Here is a 20,449-nt window from a genome sequence, read left to right as displayed (position 1 = left end):
CTGCCCCCCATCCGAGGGCGAACCGAAAGCAGTTTCGGAGGATCCCATGCGCGGCGCCAGCAAGACCGACACCATCCGTGCCCATGACATTATCGCCGGCTTCGACTTCGGCTATGTCGTCGACCGCGCGGTCGCCGCGGGGATGTCCCGCCCCACGTCCGAGATCGCGCTGACCCAGCTGAAGGCATTCCTGCTGGCCTGCGCCGAACATCCGGACCGCGACATCGTTCCGCAATCGGCCGCCTGCGACGACCTGTGGCACGAGTTCATCGTCGCCGACACCCGCGCCTATTTCCGCTTCTGCGAAGCGGTCTATGGCGAGTATCTCCACCACAACGGCGTGACCGTCCCGGCCGAACGCATGGACGCCGCCCGCAGCGACAGCGCCCGCCTGCTCGCCGGTGCCGACTGCCTGCGGGAGTCTGCACAGGCCGACTGTCTGCGCGAAGCGAAGGCCGCGGATTGCCTGCGCGAGGCCGCGCAGGCCGACTGTCTGCGTGAAGCGAAGGCCGCGGATTGCCTGCGCGAGGCCGCGCAGGCCGACTGTCTGCGGGAAGCCAAGAGCGCAGATTGCCTGCGAGAAGCCGCGCAGGCCGATTGTCTGCGTGAAGCCAAGCCGGCCGACTGCCTGCGCGAGGCGAAGCCCGCGGATTGCCTGCGCGAAGCACGGCCGCAGGGCGCCGCCTGACTTTCCTGTCCCTGTAACGACGGAAAAGCCCCTGTCCGGCTGCGGACAGGGGCTTTTTTCATGCGGGCGCCCTGCCCTCCGTCCCGGCTATCCGTCCCCTGCCCTTCGCCAGCGTCAGCCGAAGTTCAGGCCGCCGAACGGCGTGATGAAATTGTCGCTCAGCACATTGCCGCGCAGCGCCACATAGTCCGGCACCACCAGCGGGATCACCGGCAAATCCTGCATCACCAGACATTCGGCGTCCTTGTAGACCTCCGCCCGAAGGGTGGGATCGGGGATTGCCATCGCGCGCTCGATCAGGCCGTCGAACTGGGCGCTGGTCCAGCCGACGGGATTGAAGCGGCTGCTGCTGCTGAACAGCTCGTCGAGGAAGTTCATCGGGTCGGGATAGGTGGCAGTCCAGCCGAACAGGAAAGCGTCGTAATCGCGCCGGCGCGAGCGGGCGATGAACTCCTGCCGCGGCGCCATCACCAGCTTTGCCGGAATGCCGGCATTGTTCCATTGCGAGACGTAATAGACGAACTCCCGCCGGTATTCCGGCACGACGGTGACCTGGAAGGGCTCGATGCCACGCCCCTCCGGATAGCCGGCCTCCTCCAGCAGGCGCTTGGCCAGCAGCGGGTCGTAGGCCAGCGGCTCCAGCCTCTCGTTGGACAGCAGCGCCGGCGGGACGATGCCGTTGTGGACGCTCGCCACCCCGCGGAAGAAGCGCTCCACCATGGCGCCGCGGTCGATCAGCAGCGACATCGCCCGGCGCACCCGCAGATCGCCGAACGCCTTGACCCGCCTGGGGTCGAGCGCCACCACCCGCATCTGCATGCGCGGCACGTTCGACAGCGAGCGCTTGAAGCCGGGATCATCCATCACCCCGCGCAGCGCATCGGTGTCGACGAAGGTGAAATCGATCTGGCTGTCGTTGAACAGCGTGATGCCGTCGTTGCCGATGCCGGTGGCGAGGAAGGACACCCGCTCGAACGGCACCGAGCCGCCGCGCCAGCCGGGATTGGCCTCCACATCCATGCGGATGCCGTCGCTCGACCGCACCAGCCGGTAGGGTCCGGTTCCCGCCGACAGGGTGCGGAACCAGTCGGGACCGGCCTGCCCGGCCGCCTCGACATCGACGATGTTCAGGCGGGCGAAGGGGAAGACGGCGCAGGGCTCGTCGCAGACCACCTCCAGCGTCCGGTCGTCGATCACGGTGATGCCGGACAGCCCGCCGGCGGTCTTCGCCCGCAGCTCGCGGAAGCCCCGCACCTTCGACAGCGCCAGCACGGCGAAGTTGGTGCCGTCGCCGCCCAGCGCCGCTTCGAAGCTGCGCTTGACGTCGAGCGCGGTCAGCGGCCGGCCGGTGTGGAAGGTGACGCCGTCGCGGATGGTCAGCCGCCAGCGGCGGGCATCCTCGGACGCCTCCCAGGCGGTGGCGAGGCCGGGCAGGATGCGGCCTTTGGTATCGACCGTGGTCAGGCTCTCATACATCGAGCCGAGAACCTGACGCGCGACCAGATCGCTGACGGTCAGCGGGTTGAGTCCGCCGGGCAGGGACTTGAAGCCGATCCGCAGGGTACCGGCGGCCATCGCCGGCCGGGGCAGGGCCGCGGCCAGACCGGCGCCCCCGAGCAGGCCGCCGAGCAGGCTCAAGAAATGTCGTCTCCGCACCGCCTGCATCTCTGCCCCGTACCCTCGATCACCTGACAGATGATCCTTAACACGGGGCAGGGCAGGCGGTCACCCTGGTCGAGCGCCAGATGCTTTCGCAATCGAAAGCAACCTTAACGCGCTTTTCGAAAGATGAACAACCGTGACGGGCTTTCGCAATCGAAATTGGATGCCCTCTCCCCGGAGGGAGAGGGAGTAAAGCTCAGCCGTTCAGCAGGGCGTCGATGCGGTCGCGCAGCGCCTGCAGCCGTTCCCGATGCTCGCGCTGCAAGGCCTGGGCGACGGTGTCGATGGCGGCCAGATCCTTGTCCATCCGGTTGATCGCCTTGCCGAGCACCCGCATCGGCTCCGCCGTGCTGGAGGCCGCCGGGCGGGCGGCCCGCACCGCACCCACCGTCAGACCGCCGGTGCGCGCCGTCTGCCACAGCCGGCGCATCTCCGCCTCGTCCTCGACGAAGGCCAGCTCGACCAGGGCGGAGCGCGACACCGCATCGGGGTTGGCGCGGTAATCGGCCAGGATGTCGTCGGGCAGGCGCAGCACCTTCAGGCGCTTCGACACCTCGGCCTCCGAACAGCCGACCGCCGCCGCCACCTCCGACTGGGTGTAGCCGTGCGCCTCGATCAGCTGGGACAGGCCGCGGGCGAGGTCGATGGCGTCGAGATCGACGCGCTGGACATTCTCGATCAGCGCGATCTCTTCGGGCCGGCCCTTGGTGATGATGGCGGCGATGGTGCCGCGGCCGAGCAGCCGATGGGCGCGCAGCCGCCGTTCGCCGGCCACCAGCCGGTAGCGGCCCTTCTGCTCCCCCTCCTGGACGAGGACAGGTTGCTGCAACCCGTGGCGGGCGATGGAGTCGGCCAGCGAGCGCAGGGACTCGTCGTCGAACACCGTGCGGGGCTGGCCGGGATTGGTCTCGACGGCGTCCAGATCGACCTCGACCAGCCGGGGCAGCACGCCGCTCAGCCCGAACATGCGGTCGGTCTCGGCGGCGAAGCCGGCCTCCTTGGCCTGGAGCACGGTGGCGGCGGTCTGTCGGGTCAGCTTCTTAGGCGGCATCGACGGTCTCCTGCAGGCGGCCCATGGCGGTCAGCAGCGCAGAGGCGATGGCGGCATAGCTCTCCACCCCCGGCGCGCCGATGTCGGCATCCAGCGTGATGACGTTGGCGCCCGCGGCCTGGGCGTAGATGGTGGCGCGCGGCACCGGCGGGAACACCCGGCGGCTTTCGCCCCACAGGCGCTGGATGTCGTCGAGCGACGAGCGGTCCTGGGTCTGGCGCGGGTTCACCATGGTCGGCAGGATGCCCAGCACCTCCAGCCGCGGGTTCAGCCGGCGCTGGATCTTGGCGACGGTGTCGAGGAAGGCGCTGACGCCGAGGATGGCGTGCGGCTCCGCCTGGCAGGGCACCAGGACATAGTCGGCGGCGGTCAGCGCGTTGATCGTCACGGCACCCAGGTTGGGGGCGCAGTCGATGACGATTACGTCGTAGCGCTCCCGCACCCCGTCCAGCATCTCGGCCAGCGCCGTCTGGGCGTTGGTCAGGTTGCCCGGCAGCTCGGTGTCGGCGCTCGCCAGCGCGATGCTGGAGGGCACGACGTCCAGCCCCTCGACGCCGGTCGGGCGGATCACCGCGTCGAGCGGCGTCTTGCCCATCAGCGCATGGTAGAGGACCCTGCCCGCCTCCGTAAGCGCGACGATGTCAGCCTGCGGTACGCCGACATGGACGGTGGCGTTGCCCTGCGGGTCGGCATCGACCAGCAGCACGCGGTTGCCGGCACGGGCCAGGATGAAGGCCAGATTGATCGAGGTCGCCGTCTTGGCGGTGCCGCCCTTCTGCAAACCGACGGCGACGGTGGTGCCGCGGCGGGGCAGGGGGCTTTCCGGCCGTTCGAGATCCAGTAGAAGCAACCGGCCCAACACGTCGCGGGGCAGGGCCTCCTTGCCGGTTTCCCATTTGCTGAGCCGCTGCTTGTCGTATTTGCGGCCCGTCAGTTCATTGACGAACGCCGCCATCTGCGTCTGGGTCAGGCCGCGCCGTTCCCGCAACGCCTTCAACTGTTCCCCTGTCACGCCCCGTCCTCCTGCCCCGGCACCGGTCGGCAGCGACCCTATCAAGTCGTCGCGACTCCGGCAACGGGTGTCTACCGAAGGGAGAGGGGCTTTTCTATAACTGAACTCATAGGGGATTTCAGCGACCGAACAGCTATGGCTGAACGGACAGGAGGGGTCAAACCGTCTCGTCGTATTCCACCTTGGGAGCGTCGATCCAGTTTTCCGGCTGGCCCTGGCTCTTCTTCCAGAACAGCACCGGCAGATCGGCGTTCAGCACGCGGCCCAGCACGGCGCCGCGCGCCTTCATCGTCTCCTTGTATTCCGCCGCCTCGACGATGCGGACACCATAGCCGGGGATGCGGTCGGCGGCCAGGACGGGATTCAGCGCGTTCTTGAACTTGCGCAGGTCGTTGTCGGAACCGACGCGCTTGCGCAGCGGCTCCAGCGCCATCCAGAAGGCGTGGCCGCGGGCGAGGTGGGCGCGCGCGATCTCGTAAAGGCGCTTCTCCACCGGCTTCAGCGCGAAATACTGGTCGTCGTAGCTCAGCAGATTGTGGCCCAGCGCCGCGCGGGTGACCCAGCCCGACAGCGTCAGCTTCAGCCCGCGCACCGCCCGCTCGCCGTCCTTCTTGCGCTGGTAGAGCAGCTTGTAGTCGGAAATCCACGAGAAGGCGCCGCTTTCGCCCTCGCCGCCGGTTTCCAGGTTGGTCTTGATCTGTGTGCCCTGGAGCCGTTCCAGCGCGCCTTCGATCTTGTCGTAGGCGCTGCCGCCGGCGGTCTTGCCGACGATGCGCTGGAGGTCGCTGGTGGTGAAGTGCAGCTCCCCCAGCTTGGAGCCCTTGCCGGAGTCCATCTTCTCGCGCAGCAGCGAGATGGCGTAGAGCAGCACCGCCTTGTCCCAGATCGTCGCAACGCCGACGTTCTTCGGCGCCCGCACCTCGATCCGCACCTTGCCGTCATCGTAGGTCGGCAGCGATTCCGCCTTGTCCTTCGACAGGCCGAACAGGCTGTAGACCATCATATGGCGGTCGTTCTGCACATCGCCGGTCAGCGGTGAATCGAGCCGCAGAGCCAATTGCAGCGGCCGGTCGAGCAGCTCGGCGTTGATGGTCTGGGTCATGCGATCTCTCCGCTGGTCCTCGGCGGCCTCAAGTGGGTTGAACCCATAATCCACAAGCCTGCCGCCCTGTTCCACACTGCCGGACCAAACGTCGCCGTTCTGCCGAAAGATTCCCGCGGCCGGCGCCGAATGCCCGGTCGAATGTCGCCGTTCTGCCAGTTTTTGCGGCCGAGGACAGTCGGACAGGCGCCGGATGCGGATTCGGCGGGGGAGGGAGCCGTTCCGGCCGGCCAGCGGTGGCGGCAACGTCTGCGTTCTGCCGTGCCGGTGGGCGACGGGGCAAGGGACGCTCAAGCCAACATGTTGATTTTCCTAGATTATTGTATGGCTTGCCCCCCCAGGATCGGGCGGGGAGGCCCCTGGGGAGGGCATCGACTGGCAGAACGGCGACGTTCGGACGATCCGCCGCAGGGCCGATTCCCGCCCGATTCTCCGCCGATTCCATACCGGGGAGGGAAGGGGTGGGGTGGAATCCGCTCCATCATTCGGCAGAACGGCGACGTTCGACGGGACCATCCCATCCGCCCAAGCCGCCGACGGCCAAGAATCTTTCGGCACAACGGCGACGTTTGGAGCCGAATCTTTCGGCACAACGGCGACACTTCTACCCGGACGGCCGGAGAACCGGCGCGGCAAGTGCTTGATTCCTCCGCAAGAATCCAGCCCGGTGTCCGCGAAATGCCGTCCACGGGCGATTCTTCCAAGACCGTGGACAGACGCGCAACGCCACGTACACATTTCAAAAAACGGGCGAAAACCGCCCTCATGCCGTCGTCGTGCGCCCATGCCAGGTTCTGGCCGGCGCCACGCGCCGGTGTGACGGGCGGTATGAATCCAGGCAATACGATTTGGGGCAACGTGGCTCCAGGCAACGCGACGAGGGCATCTTGACGGAGAGCATCATGACGTAACGGAGGACCGACCTCCGAAAACACAAAAGGCCCGGATTGCTCCGGGCCCTTCGTGTCGGACGGAGGAGACCGAGGGAAACCCCGGGCACCCCACATCTGGCGGTTTGGCGACTCCATGATGGCAGGGCAGGCCCGCAAAGCCAAGCGGATTCAATGCGAATCCGTTGACGCTCTTCCTTTGTCTTCACCCGTCCCAAGGATCGACCGACAGACGGGTAATGCAATGAAGCCATACATCGACATGTACAGGCGCTGGATTGCCGTGCCCGGCATCCAGGCCGCCGACATCGCGGTGTTGTCCGCGCTCTACGCCCATGCCGACCGCGACGGTGTCTGCACCGCCACACAAGGGGAGCTGGCCGAGGAGCTTGGGCAAAGCCGCGCCTGGTTCAACGCCGTGCTGAAGGGCCTGCAGGGGAAAGCCGCGCAGGAATCGGCAGCGGCGCTGGTCTGTGCCAAGCCGCGGCGAGGCTTGCGCGGCTTCGCCTATCAGCTGGCGGGGATGGACGGCGTCACCGCCGGCATGTCCTGTCAGCCGGCTGACAGCAGCGGTTCGCCGGCCGGCATTTCCTTTGAATCCCAGAATCCTGAATCCTCCTCCTCCCTTCAGAGCGGGGAGATGGGTCGACAGGACGAGGCTTTGCCGGCCGACTGGCAGCCCGATGCCACCGATCTGGCCTGGGCGGCGCTGGAGCGTCCGGAGGTCGATGCCGGCCGGGTGACGGCGAAGTTCGTGTCCTGGTGCCGCAAGGCCCACCGCCGCAACGGCTACCGCCCGCCGGATCCGGGGGCCGCATGGCGCCGCTGGATCGCCCGGGAACTGGTGGCGCCGGCAGAACAGTTGGCCAGCCCGGTTCCGCCATCCACCCAGCCTTTCGTCCAGTCCCTTGTCCAGTCCGCCGCCCCTCAACTCCGCCGGGAGCCCCGCAATGACCGCCGCACCGAACTTCGAGGCAGTGCCCTGCGTGCCGGCCCTGCGTCCGATGCCGTCGGGCGCAACCGCGAAACCCTCGCAGCCTTGCGGCTTCGTCTCGCTGGCCAGGCTTGATGCCGCGGATCTGCGGTTCGAAACCCAGGATCTGGCCCCCGACGAGATCGGGGCGCTCGCCGACCGGGTCGAGCAGGCCATCGGCACGCTGACCCCGCCGATCGGCATCGAGAATGTGCTGATCGGGCTGGAGAAGCTGGCCGACCGCTTCGCGCTGGAACTGCCCGACGCCGATTTGCTGGAGGCCGACGTGCGGGCGATGGCGGACTGGCCGGCCGACCGCTGGATGGCGGCCTTCGATGCGGTGTGGGCGGCTTTCCGCAGCGGCTGGAGCCGCTTTCCGACGCTGGGCGACTTCCGCGAGGCGCTGGGCGCCCTGCCGCCGGCGGTGGAAAGCCGCGCCGCCGACGATCTGCGGCGGCTGGCGGCCCGGCTGCGCCAGGAACAGCAGCTGCGCGCCCGCACCGAGGAGCAGCGCCGCCGCACCCGTGCCCGTGAAGCCGCCCTGGCGGACCGGCAGCGCGAACTGGCGCTTCAGCGCGCAGCCGAACTCCCGCTTGTCCGGGGGCCGGCCGGCCAGCATTATCCGCCGGACCACCAGAGAGTGCAGCCAGCGGATGAAACCGAACCAACGCCCGCCGCAACGCCCGTTGCATCGTCCGACCGGGGCCGCCGACGCACAGGCGCTGCTGACCCGTGCCGTCACCCATCATCAGAACGGGCAGCTGGCCGAGGCGGCGACACTCTACGAACAGGTGCTGAAGCGGCTGCCGAAGCAGGCGGACGCGCTGCATCTGTCGGGGCTGATCAAGGCGCAGACCGGCGCGGTGACGGAGGGCATCGAGCGGATCCGGCAGGCGGTGAAGGCCGACCCGCGCCAGCCGCTCTTCCATGCCAATCTGGGCCGGCTGCTGGAGGCGGCGGAGCAGTGGGAGGATGCGGCGACGGCCTTTCGTTCGGCGGGCCGTCTGGCGCCGCTCGACCCGTCGCTGCCGCGGATGGAGGCTGCGGCCTGGACAAAGCTGGGCCTGCAGGACGCGGCGGCGCAGCCGTTGCTGCGGGCGCTGGCGCTGGAGCCGGCGGATGCCGGAACCGCGGCGGATCTGGGCGACGCTCTCTACGATTGCGGGCGCTTCCTGCCGGCTGCGGACTGGTACGGGCGGGCGGCGGCGCTGGAGCCGCACCGGGTCCTGGCGGCCTTCAACCGGGGAGCGGCCCTGCGCGACGGCGGCCGGATCGCCGAGGCGGCGGCGGCCTTCCGGGGGCTGGCGGGACGGGCGCCGGAGATGGCGGAGCCGCTGGAGCATTATATGCAGCTTTCCCAGCATCTGGGCGACGGCGCCGGGACGGCGGCGCGCCGGCTGCTGGCGCTGGTGCCGGCGCAGGCGGCGGCGGTCCGCAGCCTGGGCAGTGCCGAGACCGGGCCGGCGCAGGAGCCGGTCTGGCTGGCACGGCTGGCACGGCTGGAGCCGCTGGCCGACGATGTGGTGCTGGCGTTGGCCGGCCGCCTCTATGGCCGGCGGCGGATTGCGGCGGCGGAGCGGGCATACCGCCACGCGCTGGCGTTGAGGCCGGACTCCGGCCTTGCGCTGTCGGGGCTGGGACTGGCGCGGGCGACGCTGGGGATGGCGGGTGCCGTGCCGGCGGTGCTGCGTGCGGTGCGGGTGGCGCCCGACGACGCGGTGCTCGCCGCCAATGCCGGATCCGCCTTCCAGCTGGCCTTGCAGCCGGAGGCGGCGCTGTCCTGGCACCGGCGGGCGCTGGTGCTGATGCCCGACGCTGTGGCGGCCTGGGTCAACATCGGCACCCTGCTGCTGGAGGCCAACGCGGCGGAGGAGGCGATCCCGCCGCTCGACCGCGCCAGACGGCTCGGCGAAATCACGCGGGACATGGATCAGCTGGCGCTCGCCAACTCCAATCTCGGGGTCGCCCGGATGGCGCTGGGGCTGCATGGGGAGGCGGTGGCGGCCTTCCGCGCGGCGCTCGACCGGACGCCGGACGACGCGTCGATCCGCTCCAACATGCTGTTCTGCCTGTGCTTCGACGACCGGGCCGATCCGGTCGAGGTCTTCCGCGAGCATCGCGCCTTCGAACGCCATCTGCCGGCGGTCCCGGCCGTCCCCCATGCGGTGGAGAGCCGAGATCCGGAGCGGCGTTTGCGCGTCGGCTACCTGTCGCCGGATTTCCAGCGCTATCCGGGGCCGGGCTACCACTTCCTGCTGCCCCTGATCGAGGGACACGACCGCGGGAGGGTTGAGGTCACCTGCTACCACTGCGACCGCAGCCGCGATGCCACCACCGACCGGTTCCAGGCGGCGGCCGACCGCTGGCGCGACGTGGCGGTGCTGACCGACGAGGAACTCGACCGGCGGATCCGGGAGGACCGCATCGACATCCTGGTCGATGCCGGCGGCCACATGTCGCGCAACCGCATGGCCCTGATGGCGCGCCGTCCGGCGCCGGTGCAGGTCAGCCTGCCGCTCTATCCCAACACGACCGGGCTCGGCGCCGTCGATTACCAGATCGCCGACCCCCGTCTGGCACCGCCGGGGGCGGATGCGCTGCATGCGGAGAAGCTGATCCGGCTGCCGGGCTGCGTGCTGTGCTACCGCCCGGCGGCCTCCGCCTTCGCGCCGCCGATCCTGCCGCCGGTGGAGGGCCGCGGCCACATCACCTTCGGATCCTTCAACAACATCACCAAGGTGAACGCCGCCACCATCGCGCTGTGGGCGCGGCTGCTGGCGCTGGTGCCGACGGCGCGGCTGGTGCTGAAATGGCGGGGCTTGGGCAGCGGCGGCGGTGCCGACCGGCGCCTGCTGGCCGCCTTCGCCGGGCATGGCATCGGGGCGGAACGGCTGGAACTGCGCGGCATCACCCCTGACCCCTATCAGGACTACGTCACCATCGACATTGCGCTGGACCCCGTCTTCGCCAATGGCGGAACGACGATCTGCGACGCGCTGTGGATGGGCGTGCCGGTGCTGAACCGGACCGGGCCGACCAAGATCGGCCATTGGGGCGCGACCATGCTCGACGCCGTCGGGATGGCGGAGCTGGTAACGCGCGACGACGAGGCCTATCTGGCGCAGGGTGTCCGGCTGGCGACCGACCGCGCCTTCCTCGACGCGCAGCGGGAGAGTTTGCGCGAGCGGATGCGGCGGTCGGCCCTGATGGACGAGCCCGGCTATGCCCGCGCGGTGGAGGCCGGCTACCGCACCGCGTGGCGCCGCTGGTGCGGCGGGCTGCCGGCCGTTGCCTTCGATGTGGCGGCCTTCGACGTTGTGGAAGGGGAGGGGCGGTGATGAGCGTCTGCGATCTGGCGGCCGTCCGCAGCATCCTGGTCGTCAAGCTGGACGAGGCCGGCGACTTCGTGATGGCGACCCCCTTCCTGCGGGCCCTGCGCGCCGCCGCGCCGCAGGCGCGCATCCTGCTGGCGGTGCGCGAGGCGGTGGCGGATCTGGCCCTGACCTGCCGCTGGGTCGACGGGGTGGTGGCGCCGCGGCCGAAGGAGGGCGGCGGCATCGATTTCCGCGGCATCACCCCCGGCGGGCTGACGCTGTTCGCCGAGTGCTACCGCGCCGGCTTCGATCTGGCGTTGGTGCCGCGCTACGACTTCGACCGCCATGGCGCGACGACGCTGGCCGCCAACAGCCGGGCAAAGCTGGTCGCCGGTTTCTCCGAGCGGGTCACGCCGTGGAAGGCCGACGGCAACCAGGGCTTCGACCGTGCCTATGGGCTGGCGCTGGCCCCGCCGCCGGGGCGGCACGAGGTGGAGCAGAACGCCGTCCTGCTGGAGGCACTCGGCGCGGAGGCGGATCCGGGGCCGCTGGAACTGGCGCTGACGGCGGAGGACAGGGCGGAGGCGCGGCGGCTTCTGGAGGCCGGAGATGGTGCCGGAGATGGCCTTGGCGATGGCCGCCCGCTGATCGCGGTGGCGCCGGGGGCGGCCAGTCCGCGCCGTGACTATCCGGCCGACCGGCTGGCCGCGGTGGTCTCCGCCGTCGCCGGTGCGCTCGGTGCGCGGGTCGCCGTGCTGGGCACGGCGGCGGAGCGTCCGGCAGCGGCGGTGCTCGCGGCGGCTCTGCCCGGACGGACCATCGACCTGACCGGGGCCACGCCGCTGCGGGTTGCCGCCGCGGTGATGGCGGAGGCGGCGCTGGCGATCACCATGGATTCCGCGCCGGCCCATCTGGCCGCAGCGGCCGGGGTGCCGGTGGCGGTGTTCTCCTGCCATCCCATCGGCGGCGATCCCAACCACTACCATGCGCCGGAGCGCTTCCGGCCCTGGACCGGCGGACGGGAGGAGCGGGCGCTGGTGCTGCGGCCTGAGGCAGCGGTGCCGCCCTGCTCCTCGTCCTGCCTGGCGGCCGAGGCGCATTGCATCGCCGCCATCGATCCGGCCGACGCCGCCCGGCGCATTTTGGCCCTGGCGGCCGCCACCATCGGAGAGCGGGGATGAGCGATCCCATCATTCACGTCAGTTTCCCGCAGCCGCCGGACGCCTATCCGAAGACGCTGCACTGGCATGCCCAGCTCAGCCGCCATGTGTTCGAGGCGCTGCAGCAGCAGTTCGGCACCCGTGTGCGCTTCTCGCCCTGGAGCGCGCCGCTGGAGCCGGCCGGGAGCGACGTTCTGGTGTCCTTCCTGCCCCATCCGGCGCTGAAGGACTGGAAACGCTCGGTCCTGATCGAGAATTCCAACTTCGACACCGACAAATGGCGCTTCTCTGCCTTCCGCCGCTTCGGCCTGAACGCGCCGGTGGATTCCGTGCGCGAGACGGAGGAGTGGATGCGGCACCAGTTCGCCGCGCTGGTGCTGAGCAACGACGTCGCCATCCGCCGTGTGGCGACCCGCGACCCGCAGGTGGCCGACTGCCATGACCACATGGTCTCGCTGGTGCGGCACCTGTCGGTCCATCCGCACCCCATCGACAAGGTGGAGTTCTCCCGCCTCGCCGACGGCTTTCCGCTGCCGCCGAAGGTGCGGATGCTGGTCTATCATGGCGGCCCGCGCAAGAACTCGGCGGAGCTGATCCAGACCCTGCGCGATATCGGCTTGCAGGAGAACGGCGACTTCAGCGTCGCCGCCCATGTGCCGAAGGGCCGGGCCGACCTGATGGCCTTCCTGCGCCAGAATTTCCTGATCGTCGGCAACACCTCCTATTCGGAGACCGGGCCGATCAACATGATCGAGTATCTGCTGTCGGGCTTCGCCGTCTACGGCCATGACGACTGGTGGGACGGGGCGGGAAACCCGCGCTTCGGCTGGTCCTACGACCCGGCGGCGCAGCAGGCGAACCGGGAGAACCTGCGGCACATTTTCCATGAGCTGGGACCGGCCGGTCTGGCCGCCGAACGCGACCGCGTGCGCACCGCGTTTCTGGAGCGCACCGACAACGATTGGCCGGCTCTTCTCGGCCCGCTCTGCCGGCATGTGGAGGCGCTGCTGGACAGCGACCATCCGGGCCGGATCGCCGGTTGAGTCATTTGTGACCCGATAGATCGCAGAAGTTGCTTTCTAATTCGAAAGCCGGCGGGAAAAGAAAGTGGGCGGATCCACGGGTGAGGTGGATCCGCCCGAGGCGAGGAGACTGAAAGCCGGTGCCCGAACGTGCCTGTAAAGGCACCGGCACTCCGGAGGCCCGGCTGCGCAGGACAGTGCAGCCAAGCCATCCGAACCGAGCGTCTCCTATCTCTGTGACAAGGGTTACCCGGCGATCAGGCCGCGCAGCTGCCGATTTGCGACAGCCAGCATGGCGAGATCGACCGCCGGCTGGGCGCGCAGTTCGGCCAGAAGCTGTTCGACCCGCTCCACCACCAGAGTGCGGCTGGCGATCCAGCCATCGACCGCCGCGGCCTCGTCGCCCTCGCTTTCCAGCACGCGCACGGTCAGCGCGCTCTGGTGGGCGAACAGGTCGTCGACGATGGCGGCGACCGCCTGACGCTGCCAGTGGTTGTCGACCTTGGCGCCGGCGGCGCGGTCGCGCAGCCATTCCAGGCCGAAGCGGCGGCCCAGCCCGAAATAGACCGAGGCGACGCCCTCCACCGCGCGGCCGGTGCGCTCGGCGATGCGCACCAGATCGGGGGCGGCAGCGAGAACCGGCAAGGCGGCGATGCGGCGGGCCAGATCCTCCGGCACGCCCTGGGCCATCGCATCGGCGATGCGGGTGGCGAGGCGCGACGACTCCTCGGCATCGAGGAAGCGGTCCAGCCCGGCGGCCAGAGCCTCCACCCCCGGACGGAAGGCGGCGGACTCGCGGCCCAGATCCAGCGGATGCGGGCTGTGGGCCAGGAACCAGGCCACCGCGCGGTCCAGCAACTGGATGGTCTCCAGCATCAGCGCCGTCTGCAAGGCCGCCGGCACGACGGTGTCGAGCGCGTCGATGGCGTCCCACAACGGGCGAAGCTGGAACACGTCCCGAGCGATGGCATAGGCGCGGGCGACGTCCGCCGGGCCGAGGCCGGTCTTCTCCACCATGTCGCGGACGAAGGTGGGGCCGACGCGGTTGACCAGGCTGTTGGTGACGGCGGTGGCGATGATCTCGCGGCGCAGGCGGTGGCGCGAGATCGCCTCGCCCTGGCCGTCCCGCAGCGGCTGCGGGAAGTAGCGCAGCAGATCCTCGACCGTCGCCGGATCGTCCGGCAGCTCGGACGCCAGCAGATCGTCGTACAGCGTGATCTTGGCGTAGGCCAGCAGCACCGCCAGCTCCGGCCGGGTCAGGCCGCGGCGTTCGGCCATCCGCTGGGCCAGCTCCTCGTCGGTCGGCAGATACTCGATGGCGCGGTTCAGCCGGCCGTTGCGCTCCAGGTTGCGGATGAAGCGCAGCTGGGCTTCCAGCAGACCGGCCCCTTGAGCCTCGGCGATGGTCAGGGCCTGGCTCTGGCGGTAGTTGTCGGCCAGCACCAGCCCCGCCACCTCGTCGGTCATGGCGGACAGCAGGGTGTCGCGTTGCTTCAGCGTCATGTCGCCCCGCGCCATGACGTCGCCCAGCAGGATCTTGATGTTCACCTCATGGTCGGAGGTGTCGACGCCGGCCGAATTGTCGATGGCGTCGGTGTTCAGGCGGACGCCCTTGCCGTCGCGGCCCTTCTGCGCCGCCTCGATGCGGCCGCGCTGGGTGACGCCCAGGTTGGCGCCTTCGCCGATCACCTTGGCGCGGATCTGGCCGCCATCGATGCGCAGCGCGTCGTTGGCCTTGTCGCCGGCCTCGGCGTTGGTCTCGGTCGAGGCCTTGATGTAGGTGCCGATGCCGCCGAACCACAGCAGGTCGACCTCCGCCGTCAGCAGGCGGCGCATCAGCTCGACCGGCGACAAATGGGTCTGGTCGATGCCGAAGCAGGCGCGGACCTCCGCCGTCAGCTCCACCGTCTTGGCGCTGCGTTCGACGATCATGGCGCCGGTCGACAGCCGGGAGCGGTCGTAATCGGCCCAGGAGGAACGGGGCAGGGCGAACAGCCGGTTGCGCTCTTCCCAGCTGGTCGCCGCGTCGGGATCGGGGTCGAGGAAGATGTGGCGGTGATCGAAGGCGGCCAGCAGGCGGATGTGGCGGGACAGCAGCATGCCGTTGCCGAACACGTCGCCCGACATGTCGCCGACGCCGACCACGGTGAAGTCGGTGGTCTGGATGTCGGTGCCCATCTCGCGGAAATGGCGCTTCACCGATTCCCAGGCGCCGCGGGCGGTGATGCCCATCACCTTGTGGTCGTAGCCGGCCGAGCCGCCCGAGGCGAAGGCGTCGCCCAGCCAGAAGCCATGGTCGATCGAGACGCCGTTGGCGATGTCGGAGAAGGTGGCCGTGCCCTTGTCGGCGGCGACCACCAGATAGGGATCGTCGGCGTCATGGCGCACGACATCCGTCGCCGGCACCACCGCGCCGTCGGCCGACAGATTGTCGGTGATATCGAGCAGGCCGCGCATCAGCGTCTTGTAGCACTCGATGCCTTCGGCCAGTGCCGCCTCGCGGCCGGCGCTCACGGGCGGGGGACGCTTGACGACGAAACCGCCCTTGGAGCCGACCGGCACGATGACGGTGTTCTTCACCATCTGCGCCTTCATCAGCCCCAGGATCTCGGTGCGGAAATCCTCGCGGCGGTCGGACCAGCGGATGCCGCCGCGCGCCACCTTGCCGCCGCGCAGATGGACGCCTTCCATCCGCGGGCTGTAGACGAAGACCTCCACCCACGGGCGGGGCAGCGGCAGCTCCTCGATGGAGCCGCTGTCGAGCTTGAAGGACAGATGCGGCTTGGGCGCCCCGTCCGGCCCGGTCTGGTAGGCGTTGGTGCGGAGCGTGGCGCGGATCAGGTTGACGAAGCGGCGCAGGATGCGGTCGTCGTCCAGATTGGTGACGGCGTCCAGCGCGGTCTCGATCTGCTCCAGGATCGGCGCTTCATCGAGCAAGTTCTTCGGGTCGAAGCGGGCGGCGAACAGGCGGGACAGCAGGCGGGCGGTCTGCGGATGGGCGGCCAGCGTCGTCTCGATGGTGTCCTGGGCGTAGGTGAAGCGGGCCTGCTTCAGGTACTTGGCGTAGGCGCGCAGGATCGTGACCTCGCGGCCGGCCAGACCGGCGCGCAGCACCAGACGGTTGAAGCCGTCATCCTCCATCCGGCCGTCCCAGATGTCGGCGAAGGCGTCCTGGAAGGTCTGCTTGACCTTGACGCAGTCGACCGGCATCCCGTTCTGGGTGCGGGCGGAGAAGTCGTGGATCCAGACCGATTGGGCCGGGGCGACGCCGCCGGCGGGGCGGACCTCGTAGGGCTGCTCGGTGATGACCTTCAGGTCCATGTGCTCCAGCATCGGCAGCACGTCGGACAGCGGCACCGGCCGGCCCTGGTGGTAGATCTTGACGTGCAGCTCGTCGCCGTCGGCCTCCAGCGGGTGGAACAGCACGATGCCGAGCCGCTGTTCGGTCAGCGCCCGTTCGATGCGGTCGATGTCGTGGACCGCGGTTTCCGCCGAGAAGGTCTCGCGGTAGCCGGCCGGGAAGGCGTCGGCGTAGCGGCGCAGCCGGGCGTTGCCGGTCTCCTCGCCATGCGCCTCGACCAGCGCGTCGCGCAGGCGGTCGGCCCAGCTGCGGGAGACCTGGACCAGTCGGGCCTCGATCTCGCCGATGTCGACGGGGGGAAGCTTGCCCGGCTCCGTCTTCACCATCAGGTGCAGGCGGGCGAGCGCGCTGTCCGACAGCTGGGTGAAGTAGGAGGTGCAGGTGCCGTGGAAGGCGGATTCCAGGACCGACTGGATCTTGCGGCGCAGCGCGGTGTCGTAGCGGTCGCGCGGCACGAAGACCAGGGCGGAGACGAAGCGCTCGAACGGGTCGCGGCGGACGAACAGGGCGAGGCGCTGGCGTTCCTGCAGATAGAGGATGCCGACCGCCGTCTCGAACAGCTCGTCCGACGGGGTTTGGAACAGCTCGTCGCGCGGGTAGGTCTCAAGGATGTTCAGCAGCGCCTTGCCGTCATGGCCCGACGGGTCGAAGCCGGCGCGGGCCATGACGCGGGCGACCTTGCGGCGCAGGAACGGGATCTCGCGCGGGCTGCGGTTGTAGGCGACCGAGGTGAACAGGCCGACCGCCAGCGTGACGCCGACCACCTTGCCCTCGTCGTCGAAGCGCTTGACCAGAATGGCGTCGAGCGGGACCGAGCGGTGCACGGTGGCCTGCCGGGTGCCCTTGGTCACCAGAAGCGCGCGCGGCTGGTGCAGGAAGGCGCGGATTTCCTCCGGCAGGACGGCGGCGTGGCCGTGCTCGTCGAACACGGTGATCTCCGGCGCGCGCAGGACGCCCAGCCCGCTGCCCTCGACCAGCTCCAGCCAGGGCTCCTGGCCGGCGCCGCCGATGGTGGCGGTGTAGAGGCGGCTGCCCAGCAGGGTCATGTTGCCGTCGTCGACCCAGGTCAGGAAGTCGGCGGCCTCCTTCGATTCCTCGGCGTCGGGGGCGTGGGCGATGTCGTCGCGGGCGGCACGCACGCGCTCGCGCATCGGCATCCAGTCCTCGACTGCGGCGCGGACGTCGGCCAGCACCCGCTCGATCCCTTCGCGCAGGCGGGCCTGGGCGGCCGGGTCCGACAGCGGGTCGATGGAGCAGTGCATGAAGGATTCGTCATGCGCGCCGTCCGTCTCCTCGCCGGGCTCCAGCAGCTCGACGATGCGGCCGTCGGCATCGCGGACGACGCGGGTGACGGGATGGATGATGAGGTGGACGGTGACGCCCTGCCGGTTCAGCTCCGCCGTGACGGAATCGACCAGGAAGGGCATGTCGTCGTTGACGATCTCCACCACCGAGCGTTCGGCCTGCCACCCGTGCTCGTCCAGGCGTGGCGCGTAGACGCGCACCTTGGCGGTGCCTGCGTTGCGCTGCTGCCCCCACTGCCACATGGCAAGGGCGGCACCGTAAAGCTGTTCCGGGGTGCCGCGCAGCAGGTCGTCGGGGGGCACGTTGGCGTAGAAGCGCTTCACGAAGCGCTCCGCCCGCGCGTTCGGAACCCGGCTGCGCACCAGTTCGGCCAGTTGCTGCCGCAAGTCGCCTGCCAGATCCTTCGTCGCCGTACGCATGATGGTGGTTGTCTCCTCTCGGGTTTTTCGGGCGTGTTTGCTTTGGGCACGTTTTTCTTTTGATTGGTAGTACCACCCCCCCGAAGACTTTTCGACGGCAAATAAACGGCAGGATTTCTGACCAAGCGGCGATTCGCACCCCTTTTGGGGTATTTCTCCAAAGATTCGGACAACCCAGTCACATGTTCGCCGAATTTATCCATAGCCCGTTCACATCCCCGCCATGGTTCCTCCATGGCCAATGCCGCGGCATAGGCGCACAGCGCCCATCCGCCGCATCCGGCGGTGGGCGGATCGGTGCGCTGGCAGGGGGGAGGCCGACTCGATTCGGCGGGAGGGGGGCGGAACCGGCAAACCGGCGGAAATTCAGGAAAAGCACAGGAAAAGAAGGTAAGCCATGCTGTCCTAACGGCGTTTCAGATCGGCGCCGGGGCGTTTTCGGACAAGCTATCGACAAGCCGGCGGGCGTGGGCGGAAAGATCGGCAAAATTCCGGGCGCACAGCACAAGCAGGCGGGGCGCCCACGGGTCGGTCAGCGGCATGACCCGCAGGCCGCCACTGTCGAGCGCCCGCAGCGCCGCGGTCTCCGGCACGATACCGACCCCGACCCCGCGTTCGACCAGCCGGCACAGCGCCACCGGCCCGCGCACCCGCACGCGGTAGGACAGGCTGCGGCCGGCGCGGGTGGCGTGGCCGTTCAGATAGTCCTGCAGGGCGCTGCCGGCGCTGAGGCCGACGAAGGGTTCGTCCAGCAGGTCGGCGAAGGAAATCCGGTCGTGCCTGGCCAGCCGGTGCGACAGCGGCAGCACGGCGACCAGCCGGTCGCTGCGGAAGGGGCGGGTTTCCAGCCCGCCGAGATCGACCATGTCGGCGACCACGCCGAGGTCGGCCAGCCCGGCGGCCACCGCCTCGACGATGGCGTGGCTCGGCCGCTCCTCCAGATCGATGTCGATGCTGGGATTGTCGGCGAGGAAGCCGGCGAGCGCGTCGGGCAGGAATTCGTTGATCGCCGCGGTGTTGGACAGCAGCCGGACATGGCCCTTCAGCCCCTTGGCGTATTCTGCCAGCTCGCCGCGCATCCGCTCCAGCTGGTGCAGGACGAGGCGGGCATGGTGGACCACCGCGCGGCCGGCCGGGGTGGGGCGGACGCCGCGGCGGAAGCGCTCCAGCAACGGGATGCCGAGCGCCTCCTCCATCCCGCGCACTCGCGCGCTGGCCGACGCCAACGCCATGGCGCTGCGCTCCGCCCCGGCGGTGATACTGCCGGTCTCCACGATATGCAGGAACAGCCGCAGGTCGGTCAGGTCGAAGCGCATGGCGGGTCTGAATGGAACCATAAAGTGTTACGAGAGCACCCATATACTGCACTCGCGGGAACCATAAAATGCACTCGCGGGAACCATAAAATAGTTCGCTACAACCGACATTAAGGAAAGGCGCGAAAGCTGCTGGTGGCTTGTGAATATGAAAGGTTCTGCGTGAAAATCGTGTGGAAAAGGTTGATATTCGAGGTGCTGTGTTGACCTGCCCCCACGTGGGACACCAGAGACTATGTTAGCCAAACACCGCCCGGTGGCTCCTGTCCAGTCCGGCGGAGCGTAGCGGAGCCGGGCTGGACAGGAGCCGGCACCGCCGTGGCGGCGAATTCCGGCCCATTGCCGGAGCGGATGAAGTCGGGTGGCCCCCGGTCGACGAACAGCTCGGCCAGCCGATGCAGGACGTCGTCCGAGGTGAGCTGACGGGCGACGTCGATGGCCAAGCACTCGCGGGTGAACTCGTCGATGATGGTGAGCATGCGAAAGCTCCGGCCGTCGTGGGTGCGGTCGGTGACGAAATCATAGGCCCAGACGTGGTTCGGCCAACTCGGGCGCAGACGCACGCACGAGCCGTCGTTCAGCCACAGCCGGCCACGCTTGGGCTGCTTCTTGGGGATCTTCAGCCCCTCACGGCGCCAGATCCGCTCGACCCGCATGTGGTTCACCCGCCAGCCCGCCTGACGCAGCAAGGCGGTGATGCGCCGGTAGCCGTAGCGGCCATACTGACCGGCCAGCCGCAAGATGGCCGCCGTGAGCGCAGCCTCGTCGGCCGGAACAACGGATACATGACGCTGGGTCGAGCGTGCCTGGCCAAGCACCCGGCAGGCCCGGCGTTCGGAGACGCCAAGGGTCTGCTGGACCTGCGCGACGCAGGCGCGGCGCCGCTCGGGGCTCAGAAGTTTCCCCGTGCCGCCTCCTGCAGGATCAGCTTGTCCAGCGTGAGGTCGCCCAACGCCTTGCGCAGACGCTGGTTCTCGCGTTCCAATTCCTTGAGCCGCTTGGCCTGATCCAGCTTCAGGCCGCCGAACTCGGCGCGCCAGCGGTAGTAAGTCTGCTCCGAGATGGCGTGCTCGCGGCAGGTCTCCGCGACTGTGTGCCCTTGCGCTACCGCCACCTCGATGGCGCGCAGCATGCTGATGATCTGCTCGGGGGTATGCCGCTTTCGACGGGCCAT

At 69.2% G+C, this 20,449-nt stretch carries 11 protein-coding genes and 1 pseudogene; 5 read left to right on the top strand and 7 right to left on the bottom strand.

Annotated features, from left to right (window positions below; translation table 11 throughout):
- Positions 1-46: 46 nt before the first annotated feature.
- Positions 47-688, top strand: coding sequence for a hypothetical protein (locus ABNQ40_RS14885; protein ID WP_109050248.1), 642 nt, complete (start codon positions 47-49; stop codon positions 686-688).
- A gap of 114 nt (positions 689-802) precedes the next feature.
- Here the strand turns inward: ABNQ40_RS14885 and ABNQ40_RS14880 are convergent, their stop codons facing one another.
- The 4 genes from ABNQ40_RS14880 to ABNQ40_RS14865 all read right to left on the bottom strand — a co-directional run bounded on the left by ABNQ40_RS14880 (position 803) and on the right by ABNQ40_RS14865 (position 5,515).
- Entirely contained in the window at positions 803-2,326 is a 1,524-nt protein-coding gene (locus ABNQ40_RS14880; protein ID WP_247879833.1) for an ABC transporter substrate-binding protein, read from the bottom strand.
- A 220-nt stretch (positions 2,327-2,546) separates the two neighbouring features.
- Positions 2,547-3,401: a ParB/RepB/Spo0J family partition protein gene (locus ABNQ40_RS14875; protein WP_391347048.1), complete on the bottom strand. Its 855-nt coding sequence runs from the start codon at positions 3,399-3,401 to the stop codon at positions 2,547-2,549.
- The gene (locus ABNQ40_RS14870; protein WP_109050245.1) at positions 3,391-4,413 is read right to left on the bottom strand and encodes an AAA family ATPase; all 1,023 of its coding nucleotides are present in this window, start codon (positions 4,411-4,413) and stop codon (positions 3,391-3,393) included. The genes ABNQ40_RS14875 and ABNQ40_RS14870 overlap by 11 nt, the downstream gene beginning before the upstream one ends.
- A 157-nt stretch (positions 4,414-4,570) precedes the next feature.
- On the bottom strand, positions 4,571-5,515 hold the full coding sequence (locus tag ABNQ40_RS14865; protein WP_109050244.1) for a replication initiator protein A: 945 nt from the start codon (positions 5,513-5,515) through the stop codon (positions 4,571-4,573).
- Between the two features lie 1,134 nt (positions 5,516-6,649).
- Here ABNQ40_RS14865 and ABNQ40_RS14860 point away from each other — a divergent pair.
- The 4 genes from ABNQ40_RS14860 (at position 6,650) to ABNQ40_RS14845 (ending at position 12,895) form a co-directional block, all read left to right on the top strand.
- Positions 6,650-7,474, top strand: a complete 825-nt coding sequence (locus ABNQ40_RS14860; RefSeq protein ID WP_109050243.1) for a MarR family transcriptional regulator — start codon at positions 6,650-6,652, stop codon at positions 7,472-7,474.
- 557 nt (positions 7,475-8,031) lie between these two features.
- Positions 8,032-10,716, top strand: a complete 2,685-nt coding sequence (locus ABNQ40_RS14855; protein ID WP_391347044.1) for a tetratricopeptide repeat protein — start codon at positions 8,032-8,034, stop codon at positions 10,714-10,716.
- Entirely contained in the window at positions 10,716-11,873 is a 1,158-nt protein-coding gene (locus tag ABNQ40_RS14850) for a glycosyltransferase family 9 protein (RefSeq protein ID WP_391347042.1), read from the top strand. Before ABNQ40_RS14855 ends, ABNQ40_RS14850 begins: the two co-directional genes overlap by 1 nt.
- Positions 11,870-12,895 (top strand): hypothetical protein, encoded by a 1,026-nt coding sequence (locus tag ABNQ40_RS14845; protein WP_109050240.1) that lies wholly within the window; start codon positions 11,870-11,872, stop codon positions 12,893-12,895. Before ABNQ40_RS14850 ends, ABNQ40_RS14845 begins: the two co-directional genes overlap by 4 nt.
- A 225-nt stretch (positions 12,896-13,120) precedes the next feature.
- Here ABNQ40_RS14845 and ABNQ40_RS14840 read toward each other — a convergent pair whose 3' ends face one another.
- The 3 genes and pseudogenes from ABNQ40_RS14840 to ABNQ40_RS14830 form a co-directional block, all read right to left on the bottom strand.
- A complete protein-coding gene (locus ABNQ40_RS14840) occupies positions 13,121-17,959 on the bottom strand; it encodes an NAD-glutamate dehydrogenase (RefSeq protein ID WP_109050239.1) in 4,839 nt (1,612 codons plus the stop codon).
- Positions 17,960-18,375: 416 nt separating this feature from the next.
- Entirely contained in the window at positions 18,376-19,275 is a 900-nt protein-coding gene (locus ABNQ40_RS14835; protein WP_109050238.1) for a LysR family transcriptional regulator, read from the bottom strand.
- 311 nt (positions 19,276-19,586) lie between these two features.
- Positions 19,587-20,449, bottom strand: a pseudogene (locus ABNQ40_RS14830) (IS3 family transposase); the annotation flags it as partial.

The organism is Azospirillum sp. A23 (assembly GCF_042938965.1).
Lineage (GTDB): Bacteria > Pseudomonadota > Alphaproteobacteria > Azospirillales > Azospirillaceae > Azospirillum > Azospirillum melinis.
The sequence above is the reverse complement of the archived record's forward strand: the minus strand, read 5'-3'. Positions and strand labels throughout refer to the sequence as shown.